The sequence below is a fragment of the Curtobacterium sp. MCSS17_016 genome (assembly GCF_003234255.2).
Taxonomy (GTDB): domain Bacteria; phylum Actinomycetota; class Actinomycetes; order Actinomycetales; family Microbacteriaceae; genus Curtobacterium; species Curtobacterium flaccumfaciens.
In genome coordinates, this window is record NZ_CP126254.1 from 1,831,147 (window position 1) to 1,851,073 (window position 19,927).

Below are 19,927 nucleotides of genomic sequence, written 5' to 3' on the forward strand. Positions count from 1 at the left end.
ACCGCGCGCCACACTCCGGAACGGTGCCTCGCTTCTTCGCTACGCTGCCCCGGTGAGCAGAGCGCTACCGTGGGTGATCGTCCCCGGCATCTGGAACTCGGACCAGGACCACTGGCAGTCCGTCTGGGAGCGGGAGCAGCAGGACGAGCACGACGAGCACATCCAGCACGACCACCGCCCCCAGCAGCCCGCCGCCGTCCGCATCGCCCCCACCTCGTGGAGCGACCCGGACCCGGACGACTGGCGCGCCGCGATCTCCACGGCCGTGGCCTCGTGCCCGGAGTCCCCGGTCCTCATCGCCCACAGCCTCGGTGTCCTGGCCGTCGCCGACTGGTTCGCCACCACGGCGGACGCTCCCGCGCTCGTCACCGGTGCCTTCCTCGTCGCCCCGCCCGACCCGCTCGGCGACACGTTCCCGGCCGAGGCCTCGGGCTTCGTGGCGCCGCGCCCGGTGCCCCCGGCCCAGCGGGTCCCGACGCGCCTCGTCGTGAGCGACGACGACCCGTACTGCAGCGCGGACCGGGCGCTCGTGTTCGCCGACGCGATGGGCGCGGACGTCGTCCGCGTCGGTGCCCTCGGGCACGTGAACGTCGCGAGCGGCGTCGGTGCCTGGCCCGCGGGCCGGGAACTGCTGCGGGCGTTCGAGGACGGCCTGCGCCCACCTCGGTGACGACGGGCGCGACACGCCGCTCAACTCCGCTCCGATATGGCAGGCGGTGCAGCGACACACCGCGGATGTCCCGCGTTTCGGCCCGCGCGATATTTATCCTTCGGACATGGAGACCCAGTCCGGCGCACGCACCCCGCTCGTGGACCCGTTCGGCCGCGAGCTCGAGGAGTGGCTCCGCGACGCACCGGCGACCCGTGCCCCGTACGTGCCGGACCTCGTCGTCCCGCCCGTCACCGGCCCCGTGCAGCGCCCCGGACACGCCGCGAGCAGCACTTCGACCGCCGACGAAGCGGTCGTCGACCCGACGACCGCCCCGGCGCACGTCGCCACCCCGGCCCCGGCCGACGAGATCACCCCGTCGGCACCCGTCGCCGCCCCCGCGTTCCGCCGCGACCGCGCCCGCCACGCCGCCGCCTGCGCACCGTCGTTCCCGGAGCCGCCGGAGCGTCTGGCCCTGCGCATCGAGGACCTCGCGGTCGAGGTGTCGTCGTCCACGGGCCGCAGCAGCATCGAGCGCATCGTCCTGCTCGAGGACGAGGTCCGCCGCCGTGACGAGGACCTCGCTCGCCTCGCCGCGTGGGAGGCCACCGTCGCCGGCTCGGAGGACCCCGAGGTGACGGCCGCCCGCGCCTTCGCCCACACCGTCTTCGCCGACCTGCTCACCGCCGCCGCCGAGGCGGACCGCCGCGACCGTGCCGCAGCCCGCCGCGCAGCGACCGCGCCCGTGGCGCTCGTCACCCGGTCGGCACCCGTGCCGACCCGCGCAGCACCGAGCGTCCCCGCAGCAGCGCAGGCACCCGCACGCACCGCGGAAGCCGCGCCGGTGGTGGAACTCGTCACCCCGGAACGCGACGAACCCGTCCGACCGGTGCTGGGCCTCCCGGCCGTGTCCCCGGTGTCCGCGGCCACGCGACCCACCCCGCTCGTCCTGCCCGCCACCGGGCCGACGGTCATCGACCGCGCGGCCTTCGCCGCAGCGCTCACCGCGCACCAGGGCGTCACCGCGAGCACGCCGGTCGTCCTGCCGGACGCCGTCGCCGCACCCGTCGTCCCGGCCCCCGTCGTGGACGCGACGGAAGCCGACACCGACTCCGCCACGGCGGCAGCGCCGGCCCCGGCCGGCTGGTGGTCGCGATTCGTCGACCGGCTGCTCGGCCTGCTCGGTCGTCGCTGACGACCCGCGGCCGCGGTGCGGTCGGCTGCAGCGCTTCCGGTCACACCGCTTCCGGCTGTCCTGCCTGGAGGCCCGGATCACCCCACACGGATCGGCTGCCCCGTGCGGGGCGGTCGCCTCGGTAGACTGACGGGATGCCGACGCTCCGCGAACTCCAGGCCGTGATCGAGGACCTGTGGCCCGCCGCCGGTGCCGAGTCGTGGGACTCCGTCGGACTCGTCGCGGGCGATCCGGCCGCCACCGTCGAGCACGTGCACCTCGCCGTCGACGCGGTCCCCGCCACCGCACGGGAAGCCGTCGAAATCGGTGCCGGGCTCCTGCTCACGCACCACCCGCTGCTGCTCCGTGGAGTGTCGACGATCGCCGAGTCGACCTACAAGGGGAGCGTCCTCGCGACCCTCGTGCGTGGCGGCAGCGCCCTGCTCGCGGCGCACACCAACGCCGACGTCGTGACGACCGGCACCTCGGCGGTCCTCGCCGACCGCCTCGGGCTCACCGAGCAGCGCCCGCTCGACGCCGGCGCCGACCCCGACACGGGCATCGGCCGAGTCGGGGTGCTGCCCGAGGGGACGACCCTCGGCGCCCTCGCCCGGAAGCTCGTCGACCTGCTGCCGCCCACGGCCACCGGGGTCCGCGTCTCCGGTGACTTCGACCAGCCCGTCCGCACCGTGGCGCTCTGCGCGGGTGCGGGGGACTCGCTGCTCGGTCACCCCGCCGTGCTCGGTGCCGACGTCTACATCACGAGCGACCTGCGGCACCACCCGGCCTCGGAGTTCCGCGAGCAGGCCCTGCTCGGCGGCGGGCCGGCGCTCATCGACACCTCGCACTGGGCCACCGAGTGGCTCTGGCTCGACGTCGCCGCAGAGCAGCTGCGCACCCGGGCCGGGGTCCGCGTCACCGTGAGCGACCTCCGCACCGACCCGTGGGACTTCGCCGTCCTGCCGGCCGCCGAACCCACCATCCCCACAGAAGGAGCCTGACCATGAAGGCAGCACCCGAGGACCAGGTCATCCTCCTCGACGTCCAGCGTCTCGACAACGACGTCACCCGCATCGCGCACCGCATCACGTCGTTGCAGAAGGGCGACCAGCTGACCGAGCTGAGCAAGCAGGCTGCTGCGCTCCGAAGTGAACTCGTCGCCGCCACCGGCGAGGTCGAGGACGCCGAGCGCGACCTCGCCCGCCTGGAGTCCGACACCGCTGTGGCACAGGCCCGTGTCGAACGCGACACCACGATGCTGCAGAACGTCGCGAACGCGAAGGACGCCGCCGGACTGCAGAGTGAGCTCGACTCGCTGCAGCGGCGCATCGGCGGCCTCGAGACCGCCGAGCTCGAGATCATGGAGAACCTCGACGGGCTCCGCGCCCGCGTCGGTGACATCGAGGCGAAGCTCGCCGACGTCGAGGCCGCCCGCGGTGGTCTGGTCGCCGAGCGCGACGCCGAGATCGCCCGGCTCACGGCCGATCGCGAGTCCGCCGAGCAGGCCCGTGCCGACGTCGCCGCCAAGGTGCCGGCCGAGTTGCTCGCCCTGTACGACCGGCAGCGTGCGCGCTACGGCTTCGGCGCCTCGCTGCTGCAGGGCGGCGTGTCGACGGCCTCGGGCGTGGCGCTCAACAACTCCGACCTGCAGACGATCCGCCGGGCTGCGCCCGACGACGTGGTGCTGTGCCCCGACAGCGACGCGATCCTGGTGCGGACGGCCGAGTCCGGGCTGTAGACGCGAGCGACGTCCGTGGCGGAGGCGCGGTGCCAGCTGGCACCGCGCCTCCTGTTCGTCGTGGGCTGGTCGCAACGCGTCGCGTGCGTGCCGCCGAGCGGTCACGAACCGTCGGCTGCGGCCGCGCCGACTGACGGTTGGTGACCGCTCGGCGAACCTGAGCGGGGAGTCGTGACCGTGCGCGCCGCCTGCGCCGCCTGCCGGGAGGCCCGTGGCGGCGCCGCACCGCGCCTCCCGTCCGTCGTGGGCTGGTCGCAACGCGTCGCGTGCGTGCCGCCGTGCGGTCACGAACCGTCGGCTGCGGCCGTGCCGGACGACACTTTGTGACCACTCGGTGGACCTGAGCGGGGAGTCGTGACCGCGCGCGCCGCGCGCGACGTCCGCGTGGACCGACGCGGCTCGGAGGAGGGGCGAATGGGCCGGCCGTACGCCGGGTTCTGTCCCGCCGCTTGCACGGCGGTGACGGCCATCTCTCTCGGACCGACGTTGCCGTCGGCCTCCAGCGGTCTACCCGAGGACTCGGCGAGCAGCCTCAACGTCCTCTGTCTGACCTTGCTCCGGGCGAGGTTTACCGAGCGGATCCGGTCACCCGGACCCCTGGTGGTCTCTTACACCACCGTTTCACCCTTACCGACGTTGCCGCCGGCGGTCTGCTTTCTGTGGCACTGTCTCGCGGATTGCTCCGGGTGGGTGTTACCCACCGCCCTGCTCTGTGGAGCCCGGACGTTCCTCGGCGCTCCCGGGGGAGCGACGCGACCGTCTCACCGACCCATTCGCTGGAGCGAGTCTACCCGGCTCCGCGGTGCCCGATGCGTGGGGAGCCCCACGCACACGGGTACCTGATGAGAACGGGCGTACCTGGTCGGAAGTTCCGACCGGGTACGCCCGATTCGACCAGGTACGCGCGACCAGCGCTAGACGCTGCGCGCTGCCAGGGTCGCGGCACCGATGATGCCGGCGTTGTTGCGGAGCGTCGCGGGGATGATGTCCGCCTGCAGGTCGAGCAGCGGGAGGAACTCCTCGTACTGCTTCGAGACCCCGCCGCCGACGACGAAGAGCTCGGGGGAGAGCAGGGCTTCGAGCGTCGAGTAGTACTTCTGCAGGCGCTTCGCCCAGTGCTTCCACGACAGGTCGTCGCGCTCCTTGGCGGCGAACGAGGCGCGCGACTCGGCGTCGTGTCCCTCGATCTCCAGGTGCCCGAGCTCCGAGTTGACGATGAGCACGCCGTCGTTGATGAGCGCGGTGCCGATGCCGGTGCCGAGCGTCGTCACGATGACCAGGCCGTCCTTGCCCTTGGCCGCACCGAACTGCTGCTCGGCGAACCCGGCGGCGTCGGCGTCGTTGACGAAGTGGATGGAGCGGCCGAGTTCCTTCTCGAACAGCGCCTCGGCCTCGAAGCCGATCCACTTCTTCGACACGTTCGCGGCGGACATCGTCTTGCCGTCCCGCACGATCGCCGGGAAGCAGACCCCGACGGGCACGTCGTCACCGGGGGCGAGCTCACCGATGATCTCCTTGACCACCGCCGTGATGTCCTGGGGCTTCCCGCCCTCGGGCGTGGCCTTCTTGATGCGGTCCGTGGTGAGGGCGCCGGACGCGACGTCGACGATCGCGCCCTTGATGCCCGTACCACCGATGTCGACGCCGACTGCGAGGGAGGTCATGAGGTTGTCGTGCCTTTCGGTTGCCTGCCGGAGGTGTCCGGTCAGGAGACGGTGAGGAGCTCCGCGCCGCGTTCGGTGACGACGAGGGTGTGCTCGAACTGCGCGGTCCACGACTTGTCACGGGTCGAGACCGTCCAGTCGTCGGACCAGATGTCGGCCTCGATGCCGCCGAGCGTGAGCATGGGTTCGATGGTGAACACCATGCCGGGTTCGATCACCGTGTCGTACTGCGGTGCGTCGTAGTGGGGGATGATCAGGCCGGAGTGGAACGCCCGACCGACGCCGTGTCCGGTGTAGTCGCGGACGACGCCGTAGCCGAAGCGCTTCGCGTACGCCTCGATCGCGCGGCCGATCACGTTGACCTGCCGGCCCGGGGCGACGGCCTTGATGCCGCGACGCAGTGCCTCTTCGGTCCGGGTGACCAGGTCCGACACCTCGGGCGCTGCCTGCCCGACGACGAACGTGCGGTTCGTGTCGCCGTGCATGCCGTCCTTGTAGGCGGTGATGTCGATGTTGACGAGGTCGCCCTCCTGCAGGACGGTGTCGTCGGGGATGCCGTGGCAGATGACCTCGTTGAGGCTCGAGCACAGCGACTTCGGGTAGCCCCGGTAGCCGAGCGTGGAGGGGTAGGCGCCGTGCGCGACGACGAACTCGTGCCCGATCCGGTCCAGCTCGTCCGTGGTCACACCGGGGCGGATGGCCTCGCCGACGGCGTCGATGGCCTGCGATGCGATGCGTCCGGCGACGCGGATGCGCTCGACCTCGTCCGGCGTGTAGGTGTCACCGAGGCCGTGCTCGTGGGGCTCGACCTTCCCGACGTACTCCGGACGCTCGATGTCCTTCGGGACGGCGCGGTGCGGGGAGATGCGGCCGGCGGTCAGGTGTCCGTGTTCGTCCCGGGGCATGCGGACCACTCTAGCCGCGGCGCGACGCGCCGAGCGCAACCGCCCCAGGGCGCAGCCCGACGCGCCGAGCGCAACCGCCCGACGCGTCGAGCGCAACCGCCCCACGGTGCGGCCCGACGTGGTGGACGTGACTGCCTGGAGGCCCGGTGCCGGTCCGCCGGACCGGCACCGGGCCTCCAGGCGGTTGCGTGGGTACGGTGGGCGGCATGAGCGAAGACCGCATCGAGTCCCAGTGGTGGTTCAACGACAAGACCGGCCAGGTCGAGCAGGGCCCGCAGTCCCCGCAGCGCGACCGGATCGGCCCGTTCGCGACGCGCGAGGAGGCGCAGCACGCGCTCGACCGCATCGCCGCGAACAACGAGAAGTGGGACGCCGAGGACCGCTGAGCTCCGCGGCCGGCGCCCCGCCGACGCCCCGGTGACGGCGCGTCGCACGGCCCCGCGCACACCGCCGGACCACTAGCCTGGGACGAGGCCCGCCAGCGGCCACCCGATACACGGAAAGGTCGTGCATGGACAAGCAGACGGACTTCGTGCTCCGCACCATCGAGGAGCGCGGCATCAAGTTCATCCGACTCTGGTTCACGGACGTCATCGGGACGCTGAAGTCGGTGGCGATCGCCCCGGCCGAGGTCGAGGGCGCGTTCGCCGAGGGCATCGGGTTCGACGGCTCCGCGATCGAGGGCCTCACCCGTTCCTACGAGGCCGACGTCCTGGCACACCCGGACCCCTCGACCTTCCAGATCCTGCCGTGGCGCGGCGAGATCGACCCCACCGCGCGGATGTTCTGCGACATCACGACGCCGGACGGGCAGCCCGCCGTGGCCGACCCTCGCAACGTGCTGAAGCGCACCCTGGCGCGTGCGAGCGATCGCGGGTTCACGTTCTACACGCACCCCGAGATCGAGTTCTACCTGCTCAAGAGCCGCGAGTGGAAGGACGGCGGCCCCCAGCCCGTCGACCAGGCCGGCTACTTCGACAACGTCCCCGGCGGCAGCGCGCACGACTTCCGCCGCCGGTCGGTCCGCATGCTCGAGGACCTCGGCATCTCGGTCGAGTTCTCGCACCACGAGGCCGGCCCCGGGCAGAACGAGATCGACCTCCGCTACGCCGACGCACTGACGATGGCGGACAACATCATGACCTTCCGCACGGTGGTGAAGGAAGTCGCGATCGAGCAGGGCGTCTACGCGACGTTCATGCCGAAGCCGATCTCGGGCCAGCCCGGTTCCGGCATGCACACCCACGTCTCGCTGTTCGAGGGCGACCAGAACGCCTTCTACGAGGCCGGTGGCCAGTACCAGCTGTCGCAGACCGCCAAGCACTTCATCGCCGGCGTGCTCAAGCACGCGCCGGAGATCACCGCGGTGACGAACCAGTTCGTCAACTCGTACAAGCGGCTCTGGGGTGGCGACGAGGCCCCGTCCTTCGTCACCTGGGGCCACAACAACCGCTCGGCCCTGGTGCGCGTGCCGCTCTACAAGCCGAACAAGGGCCAGTCCTCGCGCATCGAGTACCGCGGCATCGACTCGGCGGCGAACCCGTACCTGGCGTACTCGCTGCTGCTCGCCGCCGGCCTCAAGGGCATCGAGGAAGAGTACGAGCTCCCCGCCGAGGCCGAGGACAACGTCTGGAGCCTCAGCGACTCGGAGCGCCGCGCCCTGGGCTACAGCCAGCTGCCCGCGAGCCTCGACCACGCGCTGAGCCTCATGGAGGACTCCGAGCTGGTGGCCGAGACCCTCGGCGAGCAGGTGTTCAACTTCGTGCTGCTCAACAAGCGGCAGGAGTGGAAGCGCTACCGCGACCAGGTCACCCCGTTCGAGCTCGACACCAACCTCGGCGCGCTCTAGAACCGAGCGCCCTGACCCCTCGGGAGCACGTTCCACATGACCGGTCGGACGACGACGTCACGTTCGGAGCTGGCCCGTCTGGGGTTCGCCGAGCTGTCGGAGAGCCTCGAGCGGGCTGCCGACCTGGAGGCCCGGTTCGGCCCCGACGTGCCGCTGCCGGTCGCCGGGTCTGCCGCGCTCTGGGGCGGCACCGCTGATCCGGACGGCGCCCTGCGGATGCTCGAGCGGCTGCTCGAGCGTGCGCCGGACGAGCTCCGCCCCGTCCTGACGGACGACGCCGCGACCGAGCGCCTGATCCGCCTGCTCGGCGCCTCGATCGGTCTCGGGGAGTTCCTGCACCGGCGTCCGGCCGAGCTCGCAGTGCTGCTCGAACCGGTCGGTGAACCGTGGTCGCAGGAGCGGTACACGGCGTCGCTGACCGAGGCCGTCGACGGTGCCACGGGTGAGGACGCCCGGATGCGCCTGCGGGTGCGCTACCGCCGACACCTGGCCCAGGTCGCCCTGTTCGACGTGCTGCACCCCGTGCCGACGGACGCGTTCCCGGCCGTCGCGGCGGGCCTCGCCGACCTGGCGGGCGCCACCCTCGACGCCGCCGTCGACATCGCCCGGCGCGAGGTCCCGTTCCCGGCGGCCGACGTCGCGGCGACCCCGCTCGCGGTGATCGCCATGGGCAAGGCCGGTGCGCGCGAGCTCAACTACGTCAGCGACGTCGACGTCATCTTCGTCACGGAGCCCACCGACGACGTCCCCACCGACCGGGCCGTGCTCGTCTCCACCCGCATCGCGATCGCGGCCATGCACGCGATCACCGACCTCGCCGCCGAACCCGCCCTGTGGGAGGTCGACGCGAACCTCCGGCCCGAGGGCAAGGACGGCGCACTCGTCCGCACCCTCGACTCGCACGTGGCGTACTACGAGCGCTGGGCAAAGGGGTGGGAGTTCCAGGCGCTGCTCAAGGCCCGCCCGATCGCCGGATCCGCCGACCTGGGTGCCCGGTACGCCGAGGCCGTCGCGTCGTTCGTGTGGAACTCCTCCACCCGGCCGGGATTCGTGGAATCCGTGCAGCGCATGCGCGAGCGGGTGACCGAGCACATCCCCGACGCCGACGTCGACCGGCAGCTCAAGCTCGGCCCCGGTGGCCTGCGGGACGTCGAGTTCACCGTGCAGCTCCTGCAGCTCGTGCACGGCCGTGACGACCCGTCCGTGCGGGTGCGATCGACGCTCGAGGCGATGGACGCCCTGACCGACGCCGGGTACGTCGGCCGTGCCGAGGCCGCTCGGTTCGGGCCGGACTACGCGCTGCTCCGGGTGCTCGAACACCGCATCCAGCTCCGGCGTCTGCAGCGGACGCACCTCATGCCCTCCGACGAAGAGGAGCTGCGGGTGCTCGCCCGGTCGAGCGGCGTCGCGGCGTCGGCGCCGGCGCTCGAGGCCCGCTGGCGCGCCGTGAAGCTCGAGGTCCGCGGGCTGCACGAGCGCCTGTTCTACCGACCGCTGCTGTCCGCGGTGGCTTCGACCGAGGACGAGATCGTCCTGACCAACGACCAGGTCGTCGACCGGCTCGCCGGTGTCGGGTTCGTCGACCCCGCCGGAGCCGTCGGCCACATCCGCGCCCTCACGCAGGGCACGAGCCGACGCGCGGCGATCCAGCGGAACCTGCTCCCGGTGCTCCTGCGCTGGATGGCCGAGGGGCCGGCGCCGGACCGTGCGCTGCTGGCCTTCCGGCGGTTGAGCGACGGGCTGGGGGAGTCGAGCTGGTTCCTCCGCATGCTGCGCGACTCGTCCGGCGCCGCACACTCGCTCACCACCGTGCTGTCCGAGTCGGCGTTCCTGTCCGGGCTGCTCGAGCGGTTCCCCGAGGCGGTCGCCTGGCTCGACGAACCCGAGGCGCTCCTGCGTCCGCGGCCGATCGACTCCCTGCTCGCCGAGATGACCGCGACGACCGCCCGGCACGGCAACGACGTCGACGGCTCCGCGGCCCTGCTCCGGTCGGCCCGACGTCGGGAGACCCTGCGGCTCGGCATGGCCGCCGTGCTCGGCTCCCTCGACGTCGACGGGCTCGGCCCGGCCCTGAGCGACGTCACCGAGGCCACCCTCGCCGGCGCCCTCGCGCTCGCCCGCCGGGATGCGCCCGAGGGCTTCGAGTTCGGCATCATCGCGATGGGCCGGTACGGCGGTCGGGAGCTCGGCTTCGGGTCGGACGCCGACGTGCTGTACGTGTACCGCGCACCCGACCTGGCCCCCGAGGTCGCGTCCCGGACCGCCCAGACCATCGTGCGCGAGCTGAACCGCCTGACCGAGGACACCATCCACCCGCTCGACCTCGACATCGACCTGCGCCCCGAGGGCAAGAACGGTCCCGTGGTGCGGACGCTCGAGTCCTACGGCGCCTACTACGCCCGCTGGTCGCTCACGTGGGAGGCGCAGGCGCTCCTCCGCGCCCGCGGTGCCGTCGGTGACCCACAGCTCCTGCGTGACTTCGAGCACCTCGCCGACCGCACCCGGTACCCGGAGCGGATCGACGACCACCAGGTGCGCGAGGTCCGCCGCATCAAGGCCCGCGTGGAGTCGGAGCGGCTGCCCCGCGGCGCCGACCCGGCCCGACACCTCAAGCTCGGCCGCGGGTCACTCAGTGACGTCGAGTGGTTCGTGCAGCTCCTGCAGCTGCAGCACGCGCTCGAGATCCCGTCGCTCCGGACCACGTCGACGCTCGAGGCGCTCGACGCCGCGGTCGACGCCGGACTCGTCGGCCCCGAGGACGGCGAGCGACTCGGGGCCGCCTGGCGCTTCGCGTCGCGCACCCGCAGTGCCCTCGTGCTGTGGTCGGGGAAGACCACCGACGTGCTGCCCGTCGACCGCGTCCAGCTCGAGGGCGTCGCCCGCCTGATGGAGTACCCGCCGGGCTCCGCGAGCCGCCTCGAGGACGACTACCTCGGCGTCACGCGGCGCGCACGACAGGTGTTCGAGCGCGAGTTCTACGGCGCCTGACCCGCCGCCGACGCAGCGCCTGACCTGCCGCCGGCGCAGCACCTGACCCGCCACCGATGCAGCGCCGAGCACCTCGCGACACGCCCGAGCGTCCGCGGACGGACCCGACCTGAGCAGCCATCGAAGGTTAATTCTCCGTGTCGCACGACGTCCCCCGACGGCACCCTCTTCGTACCCCTGTTCGAAACGGAGCCCGGCTCGTTACCGGGCCGTGACCGAACTCCCACCGGACCGCCAGGGGACCTTTTCCGACGTCCCCCGACACGCCGCGTGATCACCTGCTGACCTGGGCTTTCCGTCGGACCCGACCCGTGCCTCCAGGCCGCACCTGTCGCCCATCAGGGCGACCCGGCGTCGAGGCGTGGTCCGCAGGAGTGCTGTCAGCACCACGGGGGACCGCTCCGACCGGCCGAGAGGGGGACCGGTGTGTACCCCGTAACGCGCCCGTAACGCCCCCGGACGGGGGCCGCGTTGCGCGCGCGTTCAGGTTCTGCATCAATTGCATCACCCGAACCGGCCCTGATTCCCCGATGAAGCGGAATCTCCACCTCGAACGTTGAAGCAGGGATCAGTGTTCACCTTCATTCTGCAGATCAGGCAGATGGTCGAAGGCCACCCCGAGTTCTACCTGTTCGCCGTGTACTCCGCGGTGATCTGGTTGCTCTGGTTGCTCAAGGTCGTCATCTCCGCCCGCTACCGCCCCTTCACCGGCACCTTCGTCGGTACCACCAGCGTCGTCGTCCCCGTCGTGGACGAACCGCTCGACCTCTTCCGTGACGTCATCGGCCGCATGGTCGAGCAGCAGCCCGGCGAGATCATCGTCGTCATCAACGGTGCCCGCAACGAGGCGCTCGAGGAGGTCTGCGACGAGTTCGCCCCGCTCGTCCGCTGGACCCACACGCCCATCCCGGGCAAGCGCAACGCCGTCAAGGTCGGCACCGAGATGTCCAACGGCGACATCACGGTGCTGGTCGACTCCGACACCGTCTGGACCCCCGGCGCGCTCGAGGAACTCCTCAAGCCGTTCGCCGACGAGTCCGTCGGTGGCGTGACGACCCGGCAGCGCATCCTCGAACCGGAGCGCAGCTGGATCACCCGCTGGGCCGACTGGCTCGAGAACTCGCGGGCGCTCTACTCGATGCCGGCACAGAGTGTCCTCGGGCAGATCGGCTGCCTGCCCGGGCGCACCATCGCGTTCCGCCGGAGCATCCTCATGCGGGTGATGGACCGGTTCATGCACGAGAAGTTCATGGGCGTGTTCCTCGAGGTCTCGGACGACCGGACACTGACGAACCTCACGCTCAAGGAGGGGTACCGGACCGTCTACCAGTACACGTCGCTGGTCTACACGGACGCCCCGCTGCAGGTGAAGAAGCTGTTCAAGCAGCAGCTCCGCTGGGCCCGCGGCTCGCAGTACAACACGCTGCGGATGCTGCCGTGGATGCTCGGCCACGCCCCGGTCCTCGCGGCGTTCTTCATCACCGACATCATCCTGCCGTTCATGCTCTTCGGCGTGATCGCCGGCTGGATCTACCGCGCCTTCACCGGCCAGGGCGAGAACCTGTACCAGGGCATCCTGTCGCAGTACGGCTTCTCGACCGGGTTCGTCTACGTCGCGGCGCTCATGGTGATCTCGAGCGTGCTGAGCATGGCGATCCGCCAGATGCGGCACCTGTCCGAGAAGCCGAGCGACTTCTTCCGCCTGCCGATGTTCATCATCGTGTCGACGTTCTTCCTGATGCCGATCCGGCTCATCGGCTTCTTCCGCCTGGCGCACGCCTCCGGCTGGGGGACCCGGGCCGGTGCCTACGCCGGCGGTCCGATGCAGGAGGACCCGGCGGACGCCGTCCAGCCGCTGTCCTCCGCGGCGCAGGTCCCGGTCAGTCCGATCGACGACGAACGTGCCCGGTCGGCCGGGGTCGACCAGGTGGCCGTGGACCGTGCGTTCGACGAGCTCTTCGGCGCCGATGCGGCGACCAACTCCACCACCACCGTGCTCGCCACCCGCCGCGAGGCCGCAGCAGCGGTCGCGCAGCAGGAGGCCCAGCGAGCAGCCGCGCCGGCCCCCGCCCGAGCCCGCCGGTACAACCCGTACGCAGCGATCCCGTACGTGATCGGCATCGCGATCTTCGCCCTGGAGGCGTTCCTCATTGTCTGACTTCATCCGTTCCTCGAGTGCTTGGTGGGCGCAGTCCAGCAAACACGCCCGCCGGACGGCCATCGGCACGACGGCCATCGTGCTGGCGCTCGGCCTCATCACCTGGTCGGTGTGGATCTCACCCTCCGGCCCCGTCTCGACCGCCGTGCACCAGGCTCTGGGCGTCGAGGCGCCGAAGGCCAAGAAGGTGTCCGCCGCCGAGCTGCAGACGCAGCTCGACGCCGCCCAGGAGCGCATCTGGTCGCTCGAGGGCAAGCTCGACTCCCGCACGGCCCAGGCCGGGTCGCGTGGCGACCAGATCTCGGAACTCAAGGCGCAGATCGCGTCGCTGCAGTCCCAGCTCGGTGCCGCGAAGGATTCGGGAGGCTCGTCCAACGTCAACGCCGCGGGTTCCGGCAGCGGTGGCTCGGGTTCCGGCGGGTCCGGTGCCGGTTCGGCCGGTGCGTCCGGGTCCGGCTCGGGCTCGTCCGACAACGGGTCCGGCAGCGGCTCCGGTTCCGGCAACGGATCCGGGTCCGGCTCTGGTTCCGGCAACGGCGGTGGCTCGAAGCCGAACCCCGGTCCCTCGACCGACCCGGGTTCCACCCCGGTCGTCACGCCCACCAAGGCCGAGATCCTCGGTCAGCAGTCGCGCTGGTACGGCCTGTACACCGCGCAGTCCCCGTTCAACTGGGCCGAGTACGACGAGGTCTCCCGTCAGGTCGGTACCGCGTCCAACATGACCGGCTTCTTCCAGGGCTTCGACCAGGAGTTCAACGCCCCCGCGGTGCAGCGCTCCTGGGCCAACGGCCGTGTCCCGCTCATGACGTGGGAGACGGTGCCGGCACAGACCGGCAACGACCAGAAGTACGTCCCCGGGTACACCAACGACGACATCTCCGGTGGATCGTTCGACGCCTACCTGACGAAGTACGCCAAGGCGCTGGCGGCCAACGGGCAGCCGATGGTCATCCGTCTCGACCACGAGATGAACGGCTCCTGGTACAACTGGTCCGAGGGTGACGCCCAGAAGAACCCGGCCGGCTCCTACAAGAAGATGTGGCAGCACGTGCACGACGTCTTCCAGGCGAACGGCGCGAACAAGTACGTCATCTGGGACTGGTCCCCGAGCCGCATCGACAAGCTCGGCAACCCGAAGTACCAGACGCTCGACTACATGCAGCAGTACTACCCGGGTGCGGACTACGTGGACTGGGTCGGCATGAGCGGCTACTACCGCGACGCCACCGAGCAGCCGACGTTCGGCACGACCTTCGGAGCGACGCTCACGCAGCTCCGCCAGATCGCGCCGGGCAAGGGCATCATGCTCAACGAGATCGGGGCGACCGAGACCGGCACGAGTGTCGCGAACCCGCAGAAGACGCAGTGGATCAACTCGCTCTTCGATGCGCTGGCGGACCCCGCCAACAAGGACATCGTCGGCTTCGCGTACTTCAGCGAGACCGCGACCACCATCATCGACGGCAAGCGCACCACGAACGACTGGCGTCTCAACTCCCGCGCCGATTCCCTCAAGGCCTTCGCCGAGGGCATCAAGCGCAACGACATCGACTACGACCTGCAGGAGGTCACGCAATGAGCGAGTCCAAGAAGTCGACCGCATCGGCCGACACCCGCCCCGCACCCGTCATCAGCGTCATCGGCACCGGCTACCTCGGCGCCACCCACGCGGCCGCCATGGCCGAGATGGGCTTCGAGACCATCGGTGTCGACATCGACCCGTCGAAGCTCGCCGCACTGTCCGCCGGTGAGGTCCCGTTCTTCGAGCCCGGTCTGCCCGAGCTCATCACGAAGCACGTCGCCAGCGGCAAGCTCCGCTTCACCTCCGACATCGCCTCGGCCGTCGCCGCTGCGGACGTCCACTTCGTGTGCGTCGGCACCCCGCAGAAGGCCGGGTCGCACGCCGCGAACCTGGCCTACGTCGAGAGCGCCACCCGTGGCGTCGCCGAGAACCTCACCCACCCGGGCCTCATCGTCGGCAAGTCGACGGTCCCGGTCGGCACGGCAGCGCGGCTCCGCGGTATCGTCCGCGAGTTCACCCCCGCCGGCATCGACGCGGAACTCATCTGGAACCCCGAGTTCCTGCGTGAGGGCAAGGCCGTCGAGGACACCCTGCACCCGGACCGTCTGGTCTGGGGTGGAGCCTCCGAGGCCGCCGACGCCGTGATCCGCGAGGTCTACGCCGCACCCATCAGCGAGGGCACCCCGGTCATCACCACAGACCTCGCCACCGCGGAGCTCGTCAAGGTGAGCGCCAACGCGTTCCTCGCCACGAAGATCTCGTTCATCAACGCGATCTCCGAGATGTGCGCCATCACCGGCGCCGACGTCTCCACGCTCGCCGACGCCCTCGGCCACGACGCCCGCATCGGCCGGAAGTTCCTGAACGCCGGCCTCGGCTTCGGCGGCGGCTGCCTGCCGAAGGACATCCGGGCGCTCATGTACCGCGCGAACGAGATCGGCGCGGGCCAGGTCGTCGGCCTCATGCAGCAGGTCGACGAGATCAACATGGGGCAGCGCCAGCGGGTCATCGACATGGCGATCGACTCGGCCGGGGGATCGGTGCTCAACCGTCGCGTGGCCGTCATCGGTGCCGCGTTCAAGCCCCTGACCGACGACGTCCGGGACTCCCCGGCGCTCAACGTCGCCGCCGCGCTGCACCTCCGCGGCGCCCAGGTGACGCTCTGGGACCCGGAGGCGATGGAGCCCGCGAAGCGCTCGTTCCCGACGCTGAGCTACGCCGCGTCGATGGCGGACGCGATCGAGGGCGCCGACGTCGTCCTCGTGCTCACCGAGTGGGACGACATCATCACCGCCGACCCGGTCGCCCTCGGTGACCTCGTCGGGCGCCGCGTCGTGATCGACGCGCGCAACTGCCTCCCGGTCCTCGACTGGGTGAAAGCGGGGTGGACCGTCCGTTCCCTGGGACGTCCCACGCCGGTCACGGGTGCACCCGTGAGCGTCGCAGCGGGGACGAACGACGCGTTGGCCACGAGCCGCTAGTCACCGTTCGCGAGACGGGGTCCGTGCCGGGCGGCGCGGGCCCCGTTCCCGTGCGCCCGGGGGCTGGTCTGTCCGGGCGTCCCTGGTCGATTCGGGCGTACCGGGTCGATTCGGGCGTACCGGGTCGGAAGATCTGACCAGGTACGCCCGATTCCGCTTTCCAGTCCGGCTGCGATGGGAAGTAACGTGCGTCGCGACCGCCTGGAGGCCCGACACCCGCCCGCCGGACCGGCACCGGGCCTCCAGGCGGTCGCGTCAGCACCCCGCGCGCACGGTGGCAGCGTCCTCGCGCGCTGAGCGACAGAATCCCGCGGAACGTTCGCGGCGTTCTGTCGCTCTCGCGGGTGCCAGCGCCCTGTCCGTCAGCGCACTGTTGCTTTGGCATACACACGAAGGGCCCCGCACCTGACGGTGCGGGGCCCTTCGTGTGGTGTCAGCGAGACTCAGACGCCGAAGTACAGCTCGTACTCGAACGGGTGCGGGCGCTGGGCCAGCGGGAGGATCTCGTTCTCACGCTTGTAGTCGATCCAGGTCTGGATGAGGTCCTCGGTGAAGACGTTGCCCTTCGTGAGGAACTCGTGGTCCGCCTCGAGCGCGTCGAGCGCCTCGTCGAGGGAGCCGGGGACCTGCGGGATGCCCTTGGCTTCCTCGGGCGGGAGCTCGTAGAGGTCCTTGTCGACCGGCTCGTGCGGCTCGATGCGGTTCTGGATGCCGTCGAGGCCCGCCATCAGCTGCGCGGCGAAGGCGAGGTACGGGTTGCCGGAGGCGTCGGGCGCGCGGAACTCGATGCGCTTGGCCTTCGGGTTGGTGCCCGTGATCGGGATGCGGATCGCCGCCGAGCGGTTGCCGGCCGAGTAGACCAGGTTGACCGGAGCCTCGAAGCCCTTGACCAGACGGTGGTACGAGTTGATCGACGGGTTGGTGAACGCGAGCAGCGCCGAGGCGTGCTTCAGGATGCCGCCGATGTACCAGCGGGCGAGGTCCGACAGACCGCCGTAGCCGTTCTCGTCGTAGAAGAGCGGCTTGCCGTCCGACCAGAGCGACTGGTGGGTGTGCATGCCCGAGCCGTTGTCGCCGAAGAGCGGCTTCGGCATGAACGTGGCGACCTTGCCCCACTGGTCAGCCGTGTTCTTGACGATGTACTTGAACTTCAGGATGTCGTCCGCGGCGTGGACCATCGTGTCGAACTTGTAGTTGATCTCCTGCTGGCCGCCGGTGCCCACCTCGTGGTGCGAGCGCTCGAGTTCGAAGCCCGCGTCGATCAGCTTGAGGGTGATGTCGTCGCGCAGGTCGGCGGTCTTGTCGACCGGCGACACGGGGAAGTAGCCGCCCTTGTACGGGGTCTTGTTGGCGAGGTTGCCGCCCTCTTCGTCACGACCGGTGTTCCAGGCGCCCTCTTCGGAGTCGACCGCGTAGAAGGACTCGTTCTGCGTGACCGAGTAGCGGACGTCGTCGAAGATGTAGAACTCGGCCTCGGGGGCGAAGAACGCGGTGTCCGCGATGCCCGTCGACGCGAGGTACTTCTCGGCCTTCTTCGCCACCTGGCGCGGGTCGCGGCCGTAGATCTCGCCGTTCCGCGGGTTGTAGATGTCGAAGATCATGATGAGCGTGCGCTCGGCGCGGAACTGGTCGACGTACGCCGTGGTGACATCGGGGATCAGCTGCATGTCGGACTCGTGGATCGACGCGAAGCCGCGGATGGAGGAGCCGTCGAACAGCTGGCCGACCGAGAAGAAGTCCTCGTCGACGGTGGATGCCGGGATGTTGAAGTGCTGCTGCACACCGGGCAGGTCCGTGAAGCGGATGTCGAGGAACTTGACGTCGGTGTCCTTGATGAAGGCCAGGACCTCGGAGGAATCGCTGAACATGGGGCCGATCTCCAATGGGTTGGGTGATGTCGGAGGCACCGGTCAAGGCACCTCCGACGAGGCTATTGACACGGGGTTTCCCGGACATGACTGGTTTGTTTCGGGCGTGTTACGCCCGGGCCGTCGCCTACGCTGGGGACCATGGCCCGCAGCACTCCCAGTCCGTCCGCGCCCTCCGAGCACCCGGACGGATGGCCGGGCAAGGACCTCGGTCTGCCCGAGTCCGGGCCCCGGAGTGTCGGGCGGATCGGTCGGCGGGTCGTCGCGCTCCTCATCGACGGCGCACTTGCTGACCTGGTCGCCTACGTCACCGGGGTCTGGTCGCCGGTGAACGGTTCGGGCGACATCGCGCACTCCTGGGTCCAGATCGCCATCTTCGCCGTGCTGCAGATCGTGTTCATCTGCCTGCTGTCCGGGTCGTTCGGGCACATCTGCGTCGGACTGCGGGTCGTCCCGATGCGTGGAGGCTACGTGGGGGTGTGGCGGCCGATCCTCCGGACGGTGCTGCTCTGCCTGGTGGTCCCGGCGCTCATCATCGACCGCGACAGCCGGGGTGCGCACGACCGCATCGCGGGGACGGTGCTCGTCCGCCGCTGAGCCGGGGCCGGCCGAGGGTGCGGGGCGCGCACCGTGGCTGTCGTCCGCGCCCTCGCACCGTGCGAGGTCGCGAGCCGGGCCTCCGCCGCTGGCCCTCGCACCGTGCGAGGTTGCTCATCGGGTGCGAGTTTGCCCGTCCCGTGCGCCGTCGGAGTCTCGCACCGAGCCGACAACCTCGCACGGTTCAGGGCCGGTGCCGCGCCCTCGCACCGTGCAAGGTTGCGCGCCGGGCCTCCGTCGATCGCCCTCGCACCGTGCGAGGTTGCGCGCCGGGCCTTCGTTGATCGCCCTCGCACCGTGCGAGGTTGCTCACCGGGTGCGAGCTTGCCTGCCGCGTGCGCCGTCGGAGTCCCGCACCGAGCCGACAACCTCCCACGGTCCAGCGAAGGTCGCACGGTGCGGGCCTCGCGAACACCTCCAGCCCCCGCGGCCTCCACACATGAGAACGCCCCCGACCAGATCTGGTCGGGGGCGTTCTCGTGTGCGGAGGGCTTCGGTCAGCGCGGCCGTCCGGCGCGAGCCCGCATCGGGTCCATGCCCTTCGGGATCGAGGCCGCGGGACTCTGCGTCAGCGAGTCGAGACGGTTCGCGACCGCCAGGACCTCGTTGCGGTTGAGCGACTTCTTGAGCTTGTTCATGGCACGGGGCAGCTTGTGCAGCGTCAGGCTCTCACCGGTGCCGTCACCCACGTGCAGCACGTGCACGGCGACGTTCGGGACGATGCGCTGCACCTTGCGGCGCTCCTCGTCGACCTGGCGGTTGAGGTTGCCACGCTGGCCCTCGGTGATCAGGACGACGCCCGGGCGACCCACGGCGCGGTAGACCGCTGCCTGCGAGCGACCGTGCACCGCGACCGGCATCTCGCTCGAGCGCCACTGGCGACGGAGCGAGTTCGACAGCACGGCACCGACGGCGCCGGGCTGGCCTTCGATCTGCGAGTACGCGGCGCGTTCGGCCAGACGACCGAGCACGATGAGGAAGAGCAGCACACCGAGCAGCACACCGGCGACGATCCACAGGACGATCGCGAGCCAGTTCTGCCCCGGCAGGAGCAGCGCCAGCAGGACACCGAGGACGACCGGACCGACGAAGGCGAGGGCGAACCACCAGACCGACGACGGGTCGGCCTTTCGGGTCATCTGGAAGACCTGGAACATCTGCTTGAGACGCCCCGGCTCCTTCGCCTTCTTGTCTGTGGAAGAGCTGCGTGCCATGCGAACAGGATACGGCCTCCGTGCGCCGGGGGAGACCGTCGCGTGTCCGGCTGTGCGCGAACACGTCTTGTCCACAGGTGGTGCGGGAGAGCCTGGAGGCCCACCGCGCCACCGCCACGC

Annotated in this window: 15 protein-coding genes and 1 other RNA gene; 11 read left to right on the forward strand and 5 right to left on the reverse strand. The window is 70.7% G+C overall.

The genetic code is table 11. The annotated features are described in order from the left end of the window. The first annotated feature begins 52 nt into the window (after positions 1–52). The 4 genes from DEJ19_RS08705 (at position 53) to DEJ19_RS08720 (ending at position 3,561) form a co-directional block, all read left to right on the forward strand. Entirely contained in the window at positions 53–670 is a 618-nt protein-coding gene (locus tag DEJ19_RS08705) for an RBBP9/YdeN family alpha/beta hydrolase (protein WP_111232808.1), read from the forward strand. A 106-nt stretch (positions 671–776) separates the two neighbouring features. Then, positions 777–1,844: a hypothetical protein gene (locus DEJ19_RS08710; RefSeq protein WP_111232807.1), complete on the forward strand. Its 1,068-nt coding sequence runs from the start codon at positions 777–779 to the stop codon at positions 1,842–1,844. A 134-nt stretch (positions 1,845–1,978) separates the two neighbouring features. Next, the gene (locus DEJ19_RS08715) at positions 1,979–2,824 is read left to right on the forward strand and encodes a Nif3-like dinuclear metal center hexameric protein (RefSeq protein WP_111232806.1); all 846 of its coding nucleotides are present in this window, start codon (positions 1,979–1,981) and stop codon (positions 2,822–2,824) included. Positions 2,825–2,826: 2 nt separating this feature from the next. Further along, complete coding sequence (locus DEJ19_RS08720) at positions 2,827–3,561, forward strand: zinc ribbon domain-containing protein (RefSeq protein ID WP_027465445.1); 735 nt, start codon at positions 2,827–2,829, stop codon at positions 3,559–3,561. 411 nt (positions 3,562–3,972) lie between these two features. Here DEJ19_RS08720 and rnpB read toward each other — a convergent pair. The 3 genes from rnpB to map all read right to left on the reverse strand — a co-directional run bounded on the left by rnpB (position 3,973) and on the right by map (position 6,130). Next, positions 3,973–4,333, reverse strand: an RNA gene (gene rnpB / locus DEJ19_RS08725) — RNase P RNA component class A. 142 nt (positions 4,334–4,475) lie between these two features. Further along, positions 4,476–5,225, reverse strand: coding sequence for a polyphosphate--glucose phosphotransferase (gene ppgK / locus DEJ19_RS08730; protein ID WP_027465446.1), 750 nt, complete (start codon positions 5,223–5,225; stop codon positions 4,476–4,478). Positions 5,226–5,266: 41 nt separating this feature from the next. Further along, positions 5,267–6,130: a type I methionyl aminopeptidase gene (gene map, locus DEJ19_RS08735; protein ID WP_071403965.1), complete on the reverse strand. Its 864-nt coding sequence runs from the start codon at positions 6,128–6,130 to the stop codon at positions 5,267–5,269. A 206-nt stretch (positions 6,131–6,336) separates the two neighbouring features. Here map and DEJ19_RS08740 point away from each other — a divergent pair, with 206 nt between their 5' ends. From DEJ19_RS08740 to DEJ19_RS08765, 6 genes are all read left to right on the forward strand, one after another. Then, on the forward strand, positions 6,337–6,516 hold the full coding sequence (locus tag DEJ19_RS08740) for an SPOR domain-containing protein (RefSeq protein ID WP_027465448.1): 180 nt from the start codon (positions 6,337–6,339) through the stop codon (positions 6,514–6,516). A gap of 125 nt (positions 6,517–6,641) precedes the next feature. After that, positions 6,642–7,979 (forward strand): type I glutamate--ammonia ligase, encoded by a 1,338-nt coding sequence (gene glnA / locus DEJ19_RS08745; RefSeq protein WP_027465449.1) that lies wholly within the window; start codon positions 6,642–6,644, stop codon positions 7,977–7,979. Between the two features lie 36 nt (positions 7,980–8,015). Then, a complete protein-coding gene (locus tag DEJ19_RS08750) occupies positions 8,016–10,967 on the forward strand; it encodes a bifunctional [glutamine synthetase] adenylyltransferase/[glutamine synthetase]-adenylyl-L-tyrosine phosphorylase (RefSeq protein ID WP_111232805.1) in 2,952 nt (983 codons plus the stop codon). Positions 10,968–11,538: 571 nt separating this feature from the next. After that, positions 11,539–13,125 (forward strand): glycosyltransferase family 2 protein, encoded by a 1,587-nt coding sequence (locus tag DEJ19_RS08755; protein WP_110863861.1) that lies wholly within the window; start codon positions 11,539–11,541, stop codon positions 13,123–13,125. Then, entirely contained in the window at positions 13,118–14,704 is a 1,587-nt protein-coding gene (locus DEJ19_RS08760; RefSeq protein WP_110863860.1) for a glycosyl hydrolase, read from the forward strand. Before DEJ19_RS08755 ends, DEJ19_RS08760 begins: the two co-directional genes overlap by 8 nt. After that, a complete protein-coding gene (locus tag DEJ19_RS08765) occupies positions 14,701–16,128 on the forward strand; it encodes a UDP-glucose dehydrogenase family protein (RefSeq protein WP_110863859.1) in 1,428 nt (475 codons plus the stop codon). Before DEJ19_RS08760 ends, DEJ19_RS08765 begins: the two co-directional genes overlap by 4 nt. A 443-nt stretch (positions 16,129–16,571) precedes the next feature. On the opposite strand, the gene glnA (DEJ19_RS08770) is transcribed toward DEJ19_RS08765, so the two are convergent. Next, complete coding sequence (gene glnA, locus DEJ19_RS08770) at positions 16,572–17,996, reverse strand: type I glutamate--ammonia ligase (RefSeq protein ID WP_027465453.1); 1,425 nt, start codon at positions 17,994–17,996, stop codon at positions 16,572–16,574. Positions 17,997–18,137: 141 nt separating this feature from the next. Here glnA (DEJ19_RS08770) and DEJ19_RS08775 point away from each other — a divergent pair, with 141 nt between their 5' ends. Beyond that, entirely contained in the window at positions 18,138–18,593 is a 456-nt protein-coding gene (locus tag DEJ19_RS08775) for an RDD family protein (RefSeq protein ID WP_071244549.1), read from the forward strand. Between the two features lie 497 nt (positions 18,594–19,090). On the opposite strand, the gene DEJ19_RS08780 is transcribed toward DEJ19_RS08775, so the two are convergent. Then, entirely contained in the window at positions 19,091–19,807 is a 717-nt protein-coding gene (locus DEJ19_RS08780) for a DUF4191 domain-containing protein (protein WP_027465455.1), read from the reverse strand. Positions 19,808–19,927: the final 120 nt, after the last annotated feature.

What these genes read in the sequence shown, in the direction of transcription:
- DEJ19_RS08710 (WP_111232807.1), top strand. Translation starts at nt 777, where the DNA reads ATGGAGACCCAGTCCGGCGCACGCACCCCGCTCGTGGACCCGTTCGGC.
- DEJ19_RS08715 (WP_111232806.1), top strand. Translation starts at nt 1,979, where the DNA reads ATGCCGACGCTCCGCGAACTCCAGGCCGTGATCGAGGACCTGTGGCCC.
- DEJ19_RS08720 (WP_027465445.1), top strand. Translation starts at nt 2,827, where the DNA reads ATGAAGGCAGCACCCGAGGACCAGGTCATCCTCCTCGACGTCCAGCGT.
- ppgK (WP_027465446.1), bottom strand. Translation starts at nt 5,225, where the DNA reads ATGACCTCCCTCGCAGTCGGCGTCGACATCGGTGGTACGGGCATCAAG.
- map (WP_071403965.1), bottom strand. Translation starts at nt 6,130, where the DNA reads ATGCCCCGGGACGAACACGGACACCTGACCGCCGGCCGCATCTCCCCG.
- DEJ19_RS08740 (WP_027465448.1), top strand. Translation starts at nt 6,337, where the DNA reads ATGAGCGAAGACCGCATCGAGTCCCAGTGGTGGTTCAACGACAAGACC.
- glnA (WP_027465449.1), top strand. Translation starts at nt 6,642, where the DNA reads ATGGACAAGCAGACGGACTTCGTGCTCCGCACCATCGAGGAGCGCGGC.
- DEJ19_RS08750 (WP_111232805.1), top strand. Translation starts at nt 8,016, where the DNA reads ATGACCGGTCGGACGACGACGTCACGTTCGGAGCTGGCCCGTCTGGGG.
- DEJ19_RS08765 (WP_110863859.1), top strand. Translation starts at nt 14,701, where the DNA reads ATGAGCGAGTCCAAGAAGTCGACCGCATCGGCCGACACCCGCCCCGCA.
- glnA (WP_027465453.1), bottom strand. Translation starts at nt 17,996, where the DNA reads ATGTTCAGCGATTCCTCCGAGGTCCTGGCCTTCATCAAGGACACCGAC.
- DEJ19_RS08775 (WP_071244549.1), top strand. Translation starts at nt 18,138, where the DNA reads ATGGCCCGCAGCACTCCCAGTCCGTCCGCGCCCTCCGAGCACCCGGAC.
- DEJ19_RS08780 (WP_027465455.1), bottom strand. Translation starts at nt 19,807, where the DNA reads ATGGCACGCAGCTCTTCCACAGACAAGAAGGCGAAGGAGCCGGGGCGT.